Here is a 16,874-nt window from a genome sequence, read left to right as displayed (position 1 = left end):
GCAGCTGGATGACATGCCGATGACTCCGAGCGGAAAGATTGACCGAAAGGCATTGCCCGAGCCTGAATGGCAGGGAAGCGATCACACAGTCAGCAGCCCAAGAAATGACGTTGATTTGAAAATCCAGAAGGTATGGCAGGAGATTCTCGGCATGGATTCGATCGGAATTGATGAGCATTTCTTTAGACTGGGTGGCAATTCGATCAAGGCGATTCAGGTGGTTTCGAGGCTGGCGCTGGATTTTGAAGTGGGCATTAACGACATCTTTCAATATCCGACGATTCGGGCCTTGGCGGATAACATTAAGTATTCCAAAGACAGATTAAAACAATTCGTGTACGCCTTACGGGAAGCGGCAGCTTCTGGGGAAAACGGCGTACCTGGTGTTGTCTGGAAAATGCGCGAGAGTCTCAAAGAATACCAAAAGAAAAATCAGGGTTATGAAAATATCGATCTTTCTGAACGGGCTGGCTACCGTAATGTTCTGCTGGTAGGAGGAACAGGGTATCTGGGAATCCATATTTTGTTTCAACTGCTGCAAAATACGGAATATAAGGTGTATGTACCTGTTCGGGGAACGAGTGACGATGAGGCGCTGGAAAGACTGTGGGCGAAGCTGAAGTTCCATTTTGGTCTTGAGCTTGGGGAGAATGCCTGGGAAGACAGAGTGTGCGTGTTTTGCGGAGACTTAACCCAGGACTACTTTGGACTGAGCCAGGAGCGCTATGAGGATTTGGCCGGAAGCATTGATGCGATCATTAACTCGGCGGCAAATGTGAAGCATTTTGGGCATTACTCGGAATTTCAGGCGGTCAATGTGGAAGGGAACAAAAGACTGATCGAATTTGCTGGTACAGGGAAGAAAAAAACCTACAATTTCGTTTCCACCACCAGCGTAGGTAGTGGCTGGATAGAAGACCAGAGCAGCATCATGTTCACTGAATATGATTGCAATGTCGAACAAAGCTCTGATAACTATTACGTTATGACAAAGCTCGAAGCCGAGAAAGAGATTGTTAAAGCAAGGCAACAAGGGCTTGATTCCAATGTGTTCAGAGTCGGGAATCTCGTGTTTGATTCCAATTCGGGGATCTTCCAGGAAAATATCTCGGATAATGCATTTTATTCATTGGTAAAATCGATGATCACACTTGGCCGGGTCCCCGCAATTCAAGATAAAACCATGAACTTCTCCTTTGTGGATGAGGTGGCCAAGGCAGTTGTACTCCTGTTCGACCGGAAAAATTTAATCAACGAAACCTATCATCTGTTTAACAGCCATCAGGTTAGCATGATATCTTTTTCCAAGCTTTTGAAGCAAGCGGATATAAATGTAAAGCCAATGCCAGTGGAGGATTTTACCGAATACATGTTTGAAAAATACGATGAACCAGAGACGGAGCAGGAGGTTGCCCGGATTCTTGTTCATTCCAACGTCTTCTTTGAGGGAGCAAGCAAAACGTTGTTCATGACGATGAACAAAAAGACTGATGGTATTTTGCAGGCGATGGGGTTTGAGTGGTCCAGGCTGGACGGTCAAAAAGTGAAGCTGATGATGGATCATGTCAAAAAAGTAGGGTTTATGTAAAAGAATAGAAGGGAGGGAGGGAGAAAAATGGATGCGATTAAACTGGCGAGCACCTACTTTTTCGGAACTGAAGATTATATTTTATCCAATAGCATAATCGCAACGGTTACTTTTAAAAGAAGAATCGACGCTGAAAAATTGTTTTTTAGCTACAGCTCACTCATCATGGACAATCCTTTGCTGCAAGCCAAAAGGGTGGAACAATTCGAAAAAGACACGTTTGTATGGGGGCGTTTTTCTCAGGAAGAGCTGGAACATTTTCTGGAGGCTGAAAAGGTGAAGCTTTCCCAATATTTTACGGAGGAGGAGGTACTGGCTCGGTACAGCCCGACCAATGCCAGACTTCCGTTTCGTATTTACCCTATAAATGAATATACAATGATATTTGCGATGAACCATGCAGTGGCTAATGGGCTGAGCTTGGTTTTCTGGATCAAGAGATGGCTGGAATATTACTCAGGCGAACCAGATTCCGAGCCGGAAAATAAGGCGGCAAAGGGCGACGTCTCCAAAGACAGGCTGTTGCGTATGAAAAGAAGATTTTCCGCTTTTATGTGGATGCCGGTTTTTGTTGCAGGTTTTATGACCAGGGTTAGGGGAAAAGGGACAGGCGCTGGCGAAACCGTTGATTTGAGTTACGGCAGAAGGCCGGAGCAAGGCGGCGGTTATGTCAAAAAATCGTATAGATTCAGCAAAGAGGAGACTGGTGAGATTTTACGGCGATGCCGGAGCCTAAAAATGACATTAACCGAATACATCTGTTATCGAATGACTGATGGACTACTACAGCATGCTCCCGGCAAGCAACGCGTGTTTGTCTCCATGCCTATGGATTTGAAGTTTCTGCATAACTACTCGCCGGAAACTATGCACGGCAATTACGTCGCAAGCCTTCCAATGCAATTTTTCCGGGCTGGAAATTTGGAAAAACAGGTGAAATCCGCGTTCAAATGGTTCAAAAGGGGGGTTCCTTATGCGTTGTCGCTCTTTTTTGCTTCGTTTTCCAATTCATATCGGAAATATAAACAACAGTGTCTTGATTTGGTTATGAAAACAATGCCTGAAAGATTCCCCCTGTGGAATTTTACCATCACCTTGTCCAATCTGGGAGTCATATCGTATCCGATTATGGAGGAATGGGTGGATACCATCTATTTTTCCATCAAAAACCAGTCGTTATTGCTCACAACGGCTACGCTTTCGGGATGTTTAATGATGGAGCTCAGCGTATTGGAGAATCTTTACGATTCGGAAGAAGTCTTTGGTCTTTTTGACCGGATTTTATCCGTGGAACATTTGTTGAATGGTTATCCCCCTGCCAAGTAGATAAATAAAAAAAGACTAAGCAGCCAGCGCGTGCCGATCCTTAATCGGCACGCGCTGTTTGAATTTGACTGAAATCGTTGGCAGCTTTAAAAGTAAAAAAATATCCCCTCCAAGTTCTCTCTAGCCTCATGATACCATGTGGACTTTTTTGAGTGTCTACTTGGGGGGATATTAGCGGTGCTATCTAGCCGAGAGTCCTTTTTTGTTGATGCAATTGAATGCTTTCGTGTATCACTCGGGGTACTTCTGTTAACTTCTGTATCGTATACATCACGGAGTTAACGTTTTTTTGCAGCTCTACCATATTGTAAACCCACTCCTTGGCCTGCTTGAGGTATACAGCATGAATGCCTGCCGCAAGGGCGGGTGATACATCGGTGCGCAGAGAGTTACCAATCATCCAGGTGATGCTTCGATCAAAGCTATTCATCTGGATAATTTCCTCCAGAGCCTCGACATTTTTATGCTGACGAATGTAGATGCGATCATCAAAATAGTTAGCCAGCTTCATCTGTTCAATCTTCTTTTCCTGAATGACCTGCTCACCGCCGGTGTACAGATGCAGGGAATGTCCAGCTTTTTGGAGCGAATTTAACGTTTCGACCATCCCAGGATACGGTTCGATTTCCTGCTCGTACACACTTCGCCCAAGTGAGCGAAGCTCCTGCTCTTCCCGCGGATCGGTACGGCGTCCAAACTGTTCCGAAAAAAAGTGGTACGTATCAATCAAAGACTGTGGAAAATGCTCGCTGGCAAAGCCTACCTGATGCACTCCAGCTATATCAATTTCGATTTGCTTTTCACGAATTGTATTTTTCGTCAGGTTATGGGCTGCAAACCATTCCTGAAGCAACTCGAAAAAGTGGTTGAGAATAAGATCGAAATACTTATTACAGTGGACCAGAGTGTCATCAAGATCAAATAAAATATGCTGCTTCGGATACGACATGTTGCATACTCCTTCCAAGCCAACGCTTTAACGATGTTCGATTATAACTGAGGATACAGTTCAAATTACAGTCTGATATAGGATTCCAAAAATACCTGTAAATCAGCCGCTCCGTCGGGGCGAATGCTGAATTTTTCCTTGTGATAACGTCCAATGTGGATACGGAGCAGACCAGCTACTCGTAAAATCATCATATCAGACATGAGTGTGTCTTCCAATCGGCTCAAATCATGACGCATATCTTCGAGGGATTTAGGGCCTTGAGCCACATAACGCAGAATCCGCAGACGTTGTGGATCATTTACCGCCCGGGTCAGCCGAAGCAGGAGTGTAGGAGGTTCTTCCTCACTTTCTTCGGGAACGTCTACCGGATACTGGATCAGCAGCATACGGGTATAAAAACAGTACGAATTAATCGGACGATTATGGACGACTGGAAACAGAACAACGGTATCCAAATCTTCCATATGAGGCACGATCAGTCCGGCTGTAGCGTATTCAACCAGTGCTTCCGGCTCCATTTTGCTCAGCAGCATGCGTTTCTCAGCAGCATCTTCCTCTGCCAGCACACGCAGTTCGCTTTCCATGGCCCGGAAATAGTCCCGGTCCCATAATTTGAGGAGAGGGGCGTATACCTTGCGAATGCGCAAAGATTCTTCAAAGGTTAAAAAAGGAACATGCGGTACAATCAGCTTGAACATGTCTTCATCCGGGCCGTTGTCCAAATAAGCGATATAATCGGATATTTCATCCGATTCCGGTCGAAGCAAAGCCCAAACATAAAGCGCGTCATAATCGCTAAAAGGGCAATCCTGCGCCGAAGTAAGCTCGGAGCGCACTTCGTTTTGCAGCCGTGCATCCACCTTGTCGATCCACTCGTGGCCCAAGTCCATGTCGTGTACCCACTTTTTGGTTACATAGGCCATAAAGCTGCCGAGTAATTCGTAAATTGGAGAAGTGTCTATTTTAATTTGATAACTCATGGAATCAAATGCCTCCTATTCTGTCTTCGAGCCCAGAGCGGTGAACGTAATTAAGCCCGTCCATAAGCACAACATGAGCATTTTGAAATTGCTCACTTATTTATTATGGCTTGTTCTGCTGGGCATTGTCCACTATAATATAAAATAGTGCGCTGTGACGTGAATCGGTTCGGATTGAACATACAAGGCTCCCTAACGATGCGGAGTCGGTTACTTATCAGACAAGCTTTCCGTAAAATCGTCATCTTAGATGGCGATTTTTTTTATCCTTTCTTTTATGCACTAAAAATACCGGAATTTGCATGTAGTTTGGTTGTGTGTGCGTGACTGCTATACATAGTAATAAGAATATCTATTTATTATGGAATGAAATCCAAATCATTCCTTAACATTCGTTTTACTTATTGATATTTTATTATGTTATATCTGGAGGAAGCATAATGTCGTCGTCCATGCGGGTGCATTACTTTATCTTAATTGCGGTTATTGTTGTGGCCGGACTGTGTCAAGGGCTACTGCTGCCGATTTTGTCTATATCTTTGGAACAGATGGGAGTTTCTTCTTCGCTGAACGGAATGAATGCCGCAGCGTTGTATATTGGTTCATTTGTTATGACGCTGGTAGCTGAACGGACATTGGGATGGTTGGGCTTCAAAAAGCTGATGGCTGGAGGGCTCGTGCTTGTGTGTTTTACGCTACTGCTATTCCCGCTAATCCCCGATATCCGGGTGTGGTTCATACTGCGATTGCTAGTCGGAATCGGGGACAGTGCATTGCATTATTCTGCCCAACTGTGGATACTGCTGGTGACTCCGGCAGAGAATCGTGGGCGCAACATTTCTTTTTATGGCATGTCCTACGGTCTGGGGTTTGCATTGGGGCCGCTTGGATTGTGGTTACTTGATTACGGGATGCTGGTTCCATTTGCAGTGCTGGCCTTACTGTGCTTGCTCGTTCTGCTGCTGGTGCTCATTAAGCTACCGGATTCCAGACCGGAAAAGCTGGAAACCGAGGCGCGTCCAGCACAAAGATTCCGGCGCAGCTATAGCTGGGCATGGTACGCGCTGCTGCCTGCATTTTTGTACGGTTATATGGAAGCCAGCCTGAACAGCAACTTTCCGGTATATGGTCTTCGCATTGGCTTTCATACCGATGAGATTGCCGCGTTGCTGCCCTTTGTCAGCTTAGGTGGATTAGTACTTCAACTGCCGCTAGGTATATGGAGTGATCGTTGGGGCCGTAAAAAGGTGCTTATAAGCGTAGGGATAGCGGGTGGATTGATCTTTATGTTGATACCGTGGAGCGGCAATCATTTTATGCTGACATTAGTATTGTTGGCAGTGGCAGGCGGTTTGGTCGGCTCCTTTTTCTCCCTGGGGCTGGCCTATGCCGCTGACCTGCTACCCAAATCGTTATTAGCCGCCGCCAATGTGCTGGCATCCTTTCATTTTAATCTGGGAAGTGTGATTGGACCTAACATTAGCGGGACGCTACTGGACTATGGAACCCAAGGCAGCATGTTTCTGGTTCTCGGGGGCAGCTACGTGGTTTTTGGGTTGTTGGGATTGTTATTCCGAAAAAGAATATCGACGGCATAAAACTGCGGTTTGCATGGTATTTGTTTCACATTTACTATAAACTATAGACAGTATTGATGGCGGACAAAGGGGAATCACAAAGATGATCAGAATACAGAAGCTGACCAAGCAAGTGGGGCCTGAACGGACCCCGTTACTTCGCGGGATTAATGCTGAAATTCACCCGGGCGAACTGATAGCCGTAGTGGGACCGAGCGGAAGTGGAAAAACCACACTGCTGCGCTGTCTTGCTTTGCAAGAGCCATGGGAGGAGGGCAGTCTGATGGTGGACGGCCATGATGTGCTGAAATCCGGATGGACGGTCAAAATGAAAATAAAGCGGGAATGGGCATACCTGGAGCAAAATCCGCATTTAAATATGAATCGGACCGCTCTCAAAAATGTGCTGATCGGCAGATCGGGTCAGACTCCATTATGGAGAATGGTGACCGGAATGGTGCGTTCTGACGATTATATGGGAGCAATGGACGTGTTGGAGGATCTGGGCTTGCTGGATAAGGCCCATGACAAATGCGACAAGCTTAGCGGCGGTGAGCGGCAACGGGTAGCGACTGCACGAGCGCTCGTTCACGGAGCCAAGGTTATTTTGGCTGATGAGCCTGTAAATGGACTTGACCCGACTTCAGCAGCTCATGTGATGGATACCTTCCGAAAGCTGTGCTCAGACGAACGGGTGACCGTAATCACCGTACTGCCGCTGGAAATGGCTGAACGCTTTGCTTCACGCATATGGGGATTGAACGGCGGCGAACTCGTATTTGATATTCAGGGCAGACGACTGACACAGGTGGAAAAGAACAAATTGTGAAGGGGACGGCAAGTGAAGTGAAAATGATGTTGTTGAGAATATTAACCGGTTGCTGTGCATCGCTGCTCCTTGTTGGATTTTTAAGCGGCTGTAATGTCATTAGTGACCCGATTTCGCTGATGCAGTCACCGATGATGTCTGACGAGAAACAGCAGTTGAATGGTGCAGTGGTTACGCAGCTCGGAATGGTGCAGCCTCTGCGCCCGAATGACCCCGATGACCCGACGCCGATTCGTACGGGGGATCTGAACAATGATGGTACAGACGAAGCGGTACTTTTTTACGAAACGCCAGATGAAAGTGTAAAAATACACGGAGCGTTGTTCGAGGATCAGAACGGAACGTGGGTAAAGAAGCTGACGTTTGACGGAGAAGGTACTGTACTGGAGTCGTTCAAACTGGTTGATGTAACGAATGATGGCACGCTAGATATTGTAGCAGGCTTTTCCAGCGGGGATAGCGGTGATGGTAACGATCAGAAGGGACTCATCGTGTATTCTTATACCGGAGGAACTTTGGAGAAAATATATGCTACTGGTTATACGGACTTCGTCGTAGACGATTTTAATCATAACAAGATGGACTTGAACGGGGACAATTTGAATGACTTGACGATTATCACGCTGCGACGTAATGAATTTTTCACGGTCAAAACATTTCAATTCAGCGGGGGAACGTTTAAGGAAATCGGATCGCTGGATTTGGACAGTCAGACGCTTAGTATCTACAATGTCGTCGCTGGTAAGGTAGCCGAGGGCAGGCAGGGTATCATTATAGATACCAAGATTGCCCAGACAACTACGGTGTCCAACGTCATTGTGATGGACCATAGCAAGCTCAAAAAACTTGATCTCATGGATGTAACCTTTAAGGATGCTACCATTACTAGCGGTGATGTGGATGGTGATGGCATTCTGGAATTTGGCAATCTGGAGAAGCCGAAAGGATGGTCCAACAGGCCGCTGGATGAAGTCCCGTATTTTGTCTCGTTCTATCAGTGGGATGGTGCAAAGGGAACGATTTTCAAACAGCAACAGTATCGCGACTCCAATGATCAGATCTATTTCAGACTGCCGAAGGAACTGCACGGCAAGGTAACCATTGATCCGAAAGTATCAAAGAAGGACAGCTATTTGCGGTTCATTCTGGACAATACAGACAAAACGATTGCAGAAATTAAATATTTCTCGTTGTCGCAATGGGAGCGAAACAATGAAGGATATAGCCAGTTATGGCGAACCAATGCACAGGTGATTGGAATCAAGCGATCCAGTGAGCTGGAGCCGCGTAAAACCATTAAAAACAAATTGGGGGAAAGGCAGGTAGAATAGAGTGAGTAAAGTTTTAATCATGGAAGACGAGGAATCCATTCGCAGCTTTATCGTTATAAATTTGAAACGAAACGGTTTCGAGGTGTTGGAGGCGTCGGATGGGCATGAGGCTCTTAATATTTTGAACACGGTACGGGATATTGATATCGCATTGCTCGATGTAATGGTGCCGGGCATGGATGGTTTCGAGGTCTGTCGAAGAATTAGGGAAACGAATGAGCGAATTGGTATTATTTTTCTAACGGCGAAGGTTCAGGAGCAAGATAAAGTATATGCCCTGTCGGTAGGGGCTGATGATCATGTCAGCAAGCCCTTCAGCCCGACGGAGCTCATTGCCCGTATTCAATCGCTGCTGCGGAGGGTAAATGTACACCGCGAGACGGCAGCCAAAGTATCCTTTCAGTCCGGTCCGTTCACGCTGGATCTGATTGCCAAGCAATTTAAGAAAAACGGGCAGCTGATTGAGCTGACGCCAACAGAGTTTTCCCTGATTCAATTTTTTCTTGAAAAAGAAAATACACCGCTCAGCCGGGATGTTTTGCTTGACCACGTGTGGGGCAAGGAATATATGGGCGATCCAAAAATCGTGGATGTGAACATCCGGCGGTTGCGTCAAAAAATTGAAAACAATCCTTCTGAGCCCGCCTTTTTACAAACGGTTTGGGGACATGGATATAAATGGAAAGGTCAGGCTCAATGATTAAAAAAGGAATTCGCAGACAGATTGTGCTTCACTATTTTTTTGTGGTGTTCTTGGCGCTTCTGTTGGTAGAAACCATTTTCATGTTTGCAATCCGGGGGTACTACTACGACACGATTTATAAACACATGGAAAGCCGTATTGAATCAGTAGGTGAGTTTGCACCTAAATTCAAAGACCCAGAACAGTCTTTGCAATCGTATTTGTTGAATACATTTTCTTTGCCCAACACGGAATTTCAATTACTCGATGAACAGGGAAATGTAATTGATAACTCGACGAACTTTGCGGCAGATATAAGTGTGCAAACGAGCGATGTGCCACAAGCGTTAGCGGGGGATACGGGTAGCTGGATCGGGAAGCAACCGGGTACGGGGCAACAGGTGATGGCGGTATCCAAAAAACTGGACAATATTGTCGGAGATCAGGTCTACATTGTACGGTTTACCACCTCTCTGGAAAAGGTCAACGACAAGCTGTTTACGATTACGCTGTTTTCCCTTGGCATCATGGCAGTTGTACTAGTTATTGTATTTGTGGTCAGTACAGGTCTCGCTAATTCCATCGTTAGGCCAATTAACAATATTCGCGATGTATCAGCTCAAATGGCGCAAGGACGATTCGATACACGTATTAAAGGCGATTATCGTTATGAGTTGGGTGAGCTGGCTTCGACACTAAACTACATGGCGCAAGAAATTGTCAGAACGAATCAAATCAAAGATGATTTTATTTCATCCATATCTCATGAACTGCGCACACCGTTGACTTCCATTAAAGGCTGGAGTGAAACGTTAGATTCCGGCACCTTTGACCCAGAGGAGACGAAGATTGGGATGCAAATTATTTCCAAAGAAACAGACAGGTTGATCGGTCTGGTGGAGGAAATTCTCGATTTTTCCAAGCTGGAGCAAAACGCAATGAAGCTTGTCATGGGAACAGTGGATCTACGGGAGCTTCTACAGGAAGTTATGCTGAACGTATGGGCAAAAGCGGAAATGAAGCATATTAAACTCCAACTGGACTCGGAGAAAGCAGCATATCTGGTTCATGGCGACGGCAACCGTCTGAAACAGGTGTTTTTAAACATTGTGGACAATGCCATCAAGTTTTCCCATGAAAGCTCTATTATTTTTCTGTGTCTGCAACGGATCGCAGACAACATCGAGGTATCTGTGCAAGACACAGGAATCGGGATTAGCGCGGAGAATCTTGCCAGAGTAAGAGACCGCTTTTTCCAGGTAGACCATCAGAATGGTGGTACGGGATTGGGATTGGCAATCTCACAGCAGTTTGTGGAGCGCCATCAAGGGCAAATGCTCATCAAGAGTGAATTGGGAGCAGGCACCACCATTACAGTTTCATTGCCTGCATTACAAGCTGAGCAACCCGTAGAGTCACCGCAACTCACTCAAGGCTAGTTATGTAAACAGCCAGCACCTCACTATAGCGGGGTGCTGGCTGTTTGACGTTTTTCGTTCCATTATGAAGTAAAACCTTCAGCGCGCAAGCGTGTGTTGCGCTCATAAGCTTCTTTCAGCATGCGGGCCGTTTGTGGGCGTACCGCCATTTTCCCGAACACTGTTTCATTCGGTCCGATAACCATAATCTCACTCGGGTTACCCTTGATGACTGCACCGTCACGAATTACAGCACCTTCCCCGATAATCGCGTGCTCAATATGCACATTACGTCCGATACGAGTGTTAGGCATAACGATACTTTCCTTAATAGCTGATCCTTTACCTACCTCGACGCCGCTAAATACGACGGAACGTTCGATTTGACCTTCTACTTGGCAAGAATCATGCAGGAGGCTGTCTAATGAATCCGTTTTGCGGTTAGATAGCTTGTGTGCGCTCAACCTTGTACGGCGTTCACGCGTATACATAGGCCAGTCTGTCCGTTGCAGGTCAATAGCGCAATCCTCTTGCAACAGATCCATATGTGAATCCCACAGGCTTTTAACGGTACCTACATCCTTCCAGTAGCCTTGAAATTCGTAAACATACAAGGACTCTTGATCCGCCAGCATTTTAGGAATGATGTCTTTACCAAAATCATGACTGGATTGCTCATCCTCGGCGTCCTCCACCAGATACTTTCTCAAATAATCCCACTTAAACAGGTAAATCCCCATAGACGCCAGGTTACTTTCCGGTTTTTCTGGCTTCTCGGCAAATTCGGTGATACGCAGTTCCTCATCGGCACTCATGACGCCAAAACGATGCGCTTCATCCCAAGGCACTTCCATAACGGAAATCGTAGCCACTGTACCTTTTTCTTTATGATAGTTCAGCATTTCACGATAATTCATATAGTAAATATGATCACCGGATAAAATAAGCACGTGCTCCGGGTTTTGGCTGTCAATATATTCGATATTTTTATGAATGGCGTCTGCCGTTCCCAAATATTCAGCGTTGTCTGTATTATAAGATGGAAGTAAGGTAACTCCCTTGTCGTTTGTTTTGGTAAGACCCCAAGGAGTTCCATCCCCAATATGCTCGTGCAAGGATTCCGCCTCATATTGCGTCAGCACACCTACAGTATCGATGTCTGAATTAACACAGTTGCTGAGAGGAAAATCGATAATTCGGTAATGACCGCCAAAGGGTACGGCGGGTTTTGCAATCGTTGAAGTAAGGGGAGCAAGACGGCGTCCTTCTCCGCCTGCCAGCAGCATGGCAATGCATTCTTTATTAAACATTTCGTTTCCCTCCCGGTTTAGTTGTCTGTTGTAGTACATACATAAACGGTATGGGGTGCTCTTGAAACCATCAGGTGTGTAAGATCCCCCAAAATTTAAGGTTTATTTCTTTCATAGTCATTTTTCTGTTCATTGTGGCTAGAATGGGGTAATAACTCAAGTCAGCTTTGACCGGAAAGTAATGTATTTCCGAATCATACATTTTGTACGAAACAAACATATAAAGGTGGTGGCGTGATGACAGACCAAACTCTCCCGCAACAGGCTGTATCCCCGGAAGATATTTATTTGTTTCACGAAGGAACGCTTTATCACAGCTACCGATCTTTGGGTTCCCGCCTTACTGTGGAGAACGGAGAACAGGGCGTCCGTTTTACGGTCTGGGCTCCTCATGCTCTCCATGTCGGGCTTGCTACAGATCGTAACAACTGGAATGGGGAACAGGATTCCTTATATAGAGTTCCCGAATCCGGCTTTTGGAGTCGTTTTTTTTCGGGTATATCCCAAGGAACTTTTTACAAATATCATATTACGGGTGCAAATGGTGAACGTTTTCTAAAAGCAGACCCTTACGCGGTACGCGCAGAATTGAGGCCGGCAACGGCTTCCTTGGTCGCTTCACTGGAGGGCTATGTTTGGAACGACGCGGCTTGGCGGCGTAAACGGAGAGAGCCTTATGGAAAACCCCTTCATATATACGAGCTGCATTTGGGCACTTGGAGACAAAAAGAAGACGGTACGTTTTATACATACAGGGAAATGGCTGAGCTTCTTGTGCCCTATGTAACGGAAATGGGTTATACGCATATCGAGCTTATGCCGCTCAGTGAGCATCCGTATGATCTTTCCTGGGGATACCAGCTTACCGGATATTTTGCGCTGACAAGCCGTTATGGGGAACCACATGATTTTATGTACTTGGTGGATCGTTGTCATCAGGCGGGCATTGGGGTGCTTATGGATTGGGTTCCGGCTCATTTCGCCAAGGATGCTCATGGTTTGAGACTGTTTGATGGATCGCCGCTGTTCGAATACGCGGACCCGCTAATTGCAGAAAAGCCCGGCTGGGGGACGCTGACGTTTGATTACAGCAAGCCGGAGGTGCGTTCTTTCCTGATATCCAATGCGCTGTTCTGGATGGATGTGTACCATATTGACGGCCTGCGCGTAGATGCTGTGACGAGTATGCTGCGGCTGGATTTTGAAAAGCCGGATGGTCAATATCGTTTTAACTCCAAGGGAGGTATTGAAAATGAGGAGGCTATTGCCTTCCTTCAACAACTGAATGAAACAGTATTCCGCTATTATCCGTATGCGCTGATGATGGCAGAGGAGTCCAGTGCCTGGCCGATGGTGACTTCCCCAGTAAGCGATGGAGGACTCGGCTTTAATTACAAATGGAATATGGGCTGGATGAACGACACGCTTGATTATATCGAAACGGATTTCGATCAGAGATCCGAGCGCCATAATTTACTGACGTTCCCCATAGCCTATGCATACAGCGAGAATTTTACACTGCCGTTGTCGCACGATGAGGTCGTTCATGGTAAAAAGTCGCTGCTTGATAAAATGCCGGGTAGCTATGAACAAAAATTTGCCGGGCTTCGAGCGCTTCTCGGTTACCAAATCACCTCACCGGGTAAAAAGCTGTTATTTATGGGAGGGGAATTCGGCCAATTTATCGAATGGAAAGATGAGGAGCAGCTTGACTGGTTTCTGCTGGATTATGGCAGCCACCGTACGCTGCACGCTTTTACGAAAGCGCTGAATCATTTGTATATACAGGAAAAAGCATTATGGGAGCTGGATCATTCGTGGGATGGTTATCAGTGGATTGAGGCAGAGGACCGTGGGCAGAGCGTAATTACGTATCTACGTAAAGGTAAAAAACCGGGAGATACACTGGTCATTCTCATCAATTTTCAGCCTGTGGCAAGAGAGCACTACCGAATTGGTCTGGAAAAATCAGGCAGATATATCGAGCTGCTGAACAGTGATCATTCGGACTTCGGTGGTAGTGGCCAGTTGAACACCGAAGTGTTGCGCACGACCAAGATCCCTTGGCATGGACAACTGCACAGCCTGGAGGTGACCATTCCGCCGCTGAGCGTCGTTATATTGAAGAAAGCATCCCGGAGGGCTAAAAAGGCGGATTAATCCATGTTACAAATGGTTTAAAATAGGATTGAGGTCATTAAGGAGGAAGCATATATGAAGATTCTATTTGCAGCAGCAGAAGCACATCCATTTATTAAAACAGGCGGGTTGGCTGATGTCATTGGTGCACTGCCGAAGGCCCTTCTTCAGACAGGGTGCGACGTCCGAATCATTTTGCCTAAATATGCGGGGATTCCTGATACTTATAAGAAGTTACTGCGTCCGGTAACGGTCAAGCATGTCGCTGTAGGCTGGCGTGATCAGTATTGTGGAGTAGAGGAACTGACGCTGGACGGAATTAAGGTTTATTTTATAGATAATGAATATTACTTCGGTCGTGAAGGGATTTACGGTTATATGGATGATGGCGAACGCTTCTCCTTTTTCAACCGGGCGATTTTGGAAGTATTGCCTGATTTGAATTTCCAACCGGATATTTTGCATTGTCATGATTGGCATACCGCGATGGTACCGTTACTATTGAACGCTAATTACCGTCATTTGACCTTTTACAGTGATATTCGCACCGTGTTTACGATACATAACCTGCTGTATCAGGGGGACTTTCCATATGAGGTCTTAACGGAACTGCTGAATCTCGACAGTAGCTATTTTACCCCTGAGGGTGTGGAGTATCATGGCAGACTGAATTTTATGAAGGGCGGGCTGACCTACTCGGATCATGTCACCACAGTAAGTCCTACCTATGCAGAGGAGATTCAGACAGAATTTTACGGGTATGGGCTGGAAGGGCTGCTGCGTAAGCTGGGAGAGCAGGAGCGTTTATCGGGTATAGTGAACGGAATTGATACCAAAAGCTACAATCCTGCTACGGACAATCGTATTTATATGAAGTACCGCACCAGTCTGGTCAAGAAAAAGGAAAACAAGATCGGTCTGCAAAAGGAACTGGGTTTGCCGGTACGACCGGATGTGCCTTTAATTGCGATGGTAACCCGACTTGTGGATATGAAGGGACTGGATCTGGTAACAAGGATACTTGATGAGATCATGTACTATGATGATATTCAGTTTGTCGTGCTAGGCACGGGAGATCCGGCCTTTGAGCACTGGTTCCGGGAAGCTGCCGGACGTTATCCCTTGAAAATGTCGGCGCAGCTGGCATTCAGTGAACCTTTGTCCCGTAAAATTTATGCTGCAAGCGATATGTACCTTATGCCGTCGAGGTTTGAGCCTTGCGGGATCAGCCAGTTGCTGGCGCTTCGCTATGGTAGCATTCCCATTGTACGGGAAACGGGCGGTCTAAACGATACCGTACATGCTTACAACGAGTCTACAGGCGAAGGAAACGGTTTTAGCTTTAAAAACTACAATGCACATGATATGCTGCATACGATTCGTCGTGCGGTTGATTTTTATCGCCAGCCTGAGCATTGGTCCAAGCTTACGAATACCGCTTTTGCAGGAGAATACAGCTGGGATGTGTCGGCGGGAGCGTATCTGGATATTTACCGTTCACTGATTGGGAACGAATGAACTGAGTGTACTGGATAAAAGTGTTCAAATGATGCAGAATTGACAATGTACAATGGAAAAAGGGCATTCCTCATGAAGCCAATAGTGGCTGGGGATGCCCTTTTTTTGATGTGATCAGTCGCCTCCACCTCCACCACAGCTGCTTCCGCATGAGGAGCTACTGCTGCACGAGGAATGGCTGCCGCCGGAATCACCTGAATCGTGGTGAGATGAGCCTCCATCATGGGAGCTACCGTGGGAAGAGTGCTGGTGCGAGTGATGCGTATCCCAGTTCGAGCAACCGCTTGCAGAACTACAGCCTGAGGAGCTGGCTAATGCGGCACTGCCCGTAGCATACGGGTGCATGTGCAAGGCAAACTGATGAGGTTGATACCAGGAATACCATACAACGGCCAGCAGCAGATAATCGATTTGCAAATAGTTGACCTTCGGCAGCCGCTTGCCATCTGGATCATCCACTGCTTCATTCACCCGATTACGCAGATGGTCCACAATTCTCTGAACCGCTTGCTGTGCCTGTTGAGAGATGCCCATGCCCTCTTGCGTATTCCAACGGTCGCCTGCTGGCTGCCCGGAAGCTGCCAGCTTGTAATAGTGTGCAAGCTCGTTATTCGGTAATGGATGATTAAAAAAAGCCCCCCACAAGCTCGCGCTATAGCGGTTCCAGCCAAAGCATTCCACATACAGCCAGTCAAACCATGCCCGTTCATCCGGCATCGGCTGTGATCCGGAATGAGGGGCGTGGTGCAGCATACGACCAAAGAAGGCTTCCGAGAATTGCTGGTATTCCCGCGTAAACATCAGCATTTCATGCCACAGTTCATCCACATCTGGACTAAACATCGGCACCCGATTCATAATCGCGCATAGCATAAAATACCGTTTTAGCTCATTCCAGCGCCAATCGTATTCCTGCTCCGTCAGGTGAGGATGGGCTTCCACCACACGCCGCCTTACACTATGAGCGTAGGAGGCTGGAATAGATCGTTCCAGAAGCTGCATTAGCTCTATAATCTCCTTATGTCGTCCCTGTTCAAGGGAAGAGGGAGACGGGGAGCTTAGGAAAAATGCATTACGGCGACGTGTCCGTCGATTTCCTCGGTTCCTTCGGTATAATGCGCGGAATAAAAACCAAAAAATGATGATGTGGACCACAATAAACCACGCCCAAAAGCTACTCATATTATTCATAATGACTGCTCCTTTGTGGGAACTGTAATTTAC

At 46.5% G+C, this 16,874-nt stretch carries 13 protein-coding genes; 9 read left to right on the top strand and 4 right to left on the bottom strand.

The window, feature by feature from the left end:
• Both L696_RS0105285 and L696_RS0105280 read left to right on the top strand, forming a co-directional pair.
• Nucleotides 1-1,588: SDR family oxidoreductase (locus L696_RS0105285; RefSeq protein ID WP_025682717.1), on the top strand; the 1,588-nt coding region annotated here is incomplete at its 5' end.
• Nucleotides 1,589-1,615: 27 nt separating this feature from the next.
• Nucleotides 1,616-2,914, top strand: a complete 1,299-nt coding sequence (locus L696_RS0105280) for a hypothetical protein (protein ID WP_025682716.1) — start codon at nt 1,616-1,618, stop codon at nt 2,912-2,914.
• Between the two features lie 184 nt (nt 2,915-3,098).
• Here L696_RS0105280 and L696_RS0105275 read toward each other — a convergent pair whose 3' ends face one another.
• Nucleotides 3,099-3,863: an HAD family hydrolase gene (locus tag L696_RS0105275; RefSeq protein ID WP_025682715.1), complete on the bottom strand. Its 765-nt coding sequence runs from the start codon at nt 3,861-3,863 to the stop codon at nt 3,099-3,101.
• Nucleotides 3,864-3,928: 65 nt separating this feature from the next.
• The gene (locus tag L696_RS0105270) at nt 3,929-4,846 is read right to left on the bottom strand and encodes a hypothetical protein (RefSeq protein ID WP_025682714.1); all 918 of its coding nucleotides are present in this window, start codon (nt 4,844-4,846) and stop codon (nt 3,929-3,931) included.
• Nucleotides 4,847-5,286: 440 nt separating this feature from the next.
• Here L696_RS0105270 and L696_RS0105265 point away from each other — a divergent pair, with 440 nt between their 5' ends.
• From L696_RS0105265 to L696_RS0105245, 5 genes are all read left to right on the top strand, one after another.
• Entirely contained in the window at nt 5,287-6,444 is a 1,158-nt protein-coding gene (locus L696_RS0105265) for an MFS transporter (RefSeq protein WP_025682713.1), read from the top strand.
• A gap of 82 nt (nt 6,445-6,526) precedes the next feature.
• Nucleotides 6,527-7,252: a phosphonate ABC transporter ATP-binding protein gene (locus L696_RS0105260; protein ID WP_025682712.1), complete on the top strand. Its 726-nt coding sequence runs from the start codon at nt 6,527-6,529 to the stop codon at nt 7,250-7,252.
• The gene (locus L696_RS0105255; protein ID WP_025682711.1) at nt 7,249-8,583 is read left to right on the top strand and encodes a hypothetical protein; all 1,335 of its coding nucleotides are present in this window, start codon (nt 7,249-7,251) and stop codon (nt 8,581-8,583) included. The genes L696_RS0105260 and L696_RS0105255 overlap by 4 nt, the downstream gene beginning before the upstream one ends.
• A 1-nt stretch (nt 8,584) precedes the next feature.
• Nucleotides 8,585-9,283, top strand: coding sequence for a response regulator transcription factor (locus L696_RS0105250; protein WP_025682710.1), 699 nt, complete (start codon nt 8,585-8,587; stop codon nt 9,281-9,283).
• Nucleotides 9,280-10,704 (top strand): sensor histidine kinase, encoded by a 1,425-nt coding sequence (locus L696_RS0105245; protein ID WP_025682709.1) that lies wholly within the window; start codon nt 9,280-9,282, stop codon nt 10,702-10,704. The genes L696_RS0105250 and L696_RS0105245 overlap by 4 nt, the downstream gene beginning before the upstream one ends.
• Before the next feature lie 62 nt (nt 10,705-10,766).
• Here L696_RS0105245 and L696_RS0105240 read toward each other — a convergent pair whose 3' ends face one another.
• Nucleotides 10,767-11,993 carry a glucose-1-phosphate adenylyltransferase gene (locus tag L696_RS0105240; RefSeq protein ID WP_025682708.1) on the bottom strand — a complete coding sequence of 409 codons (1,227 nt, stop codon included), beginning with the start codon at nt 11,991-11,993 and terminating at the stop codon, nt 10,767-10,769.
• Between the two features lie 237 nt (nt 11,994-12,230).
• Between L696_RS0105240 and glgB the strand changes: the two genes are divergently transcribed.
• Both glgB and glgA read left to right on the top strand, forming a co-directional pair.
• Nucleotides 12,231-14,153 carry a 1,4-alpha-glucan branching protein GlgB gene (gene glgB, locus L696_RS0105235; protein ID WP_025682707.1) on the top strand — a complete coding sequence of 641 codons (1,923 nt, stop codon included), beginning with the start codon at nt 12,231-12,233 and terminating at the stop codon, nt 14,151-14,153.
• Between the two features lie 54 nt (nt 14,154-14,207).
• Complete coding sequence (glgA, locus tag L696_RS0105230) at nt 14,208-15,650, top strand: glycogen synthase GlgA (protein ID WP_025682706.1); 1,443 nt, start codon at nt 14,208-14,210, stop codon at nt 15,648-15,650.
• Nucleotides 15,651-15,764: 114 nt separating this feature from the next.
• Here the strand turns inward: glgA and L696_RS0105225 are convergent, their stop codons facing one another.
• Complete coding sequence (locus L696_RS0105225) at nt 15,765-16,841, bottom strand: glycine-rich domain-containing protein (RefSeq protein WP_025682705.1); 1,077 nt, start codon at nt 16,839-16,841, stop codon at nt 15,765-15,767.
• Between the last annotated feature and the right edge of the window lie 33 nt (nt 16,842-16,874).

This window comes from Paenibacillus maysiensis (assembly GCF_000520815.1).
Taxonomy (GTDB): domain Bacteria; phylum Bacillota; class Bacilli; order Paenibacillales; family Paenibacillaceae; genus Paenibacillus; species Paenibacillus maysiensis.
Note: the sequence above shows the minus strand (reverse complement) of the source record. Positions and strands in the feature narration are given on the sequence as shown.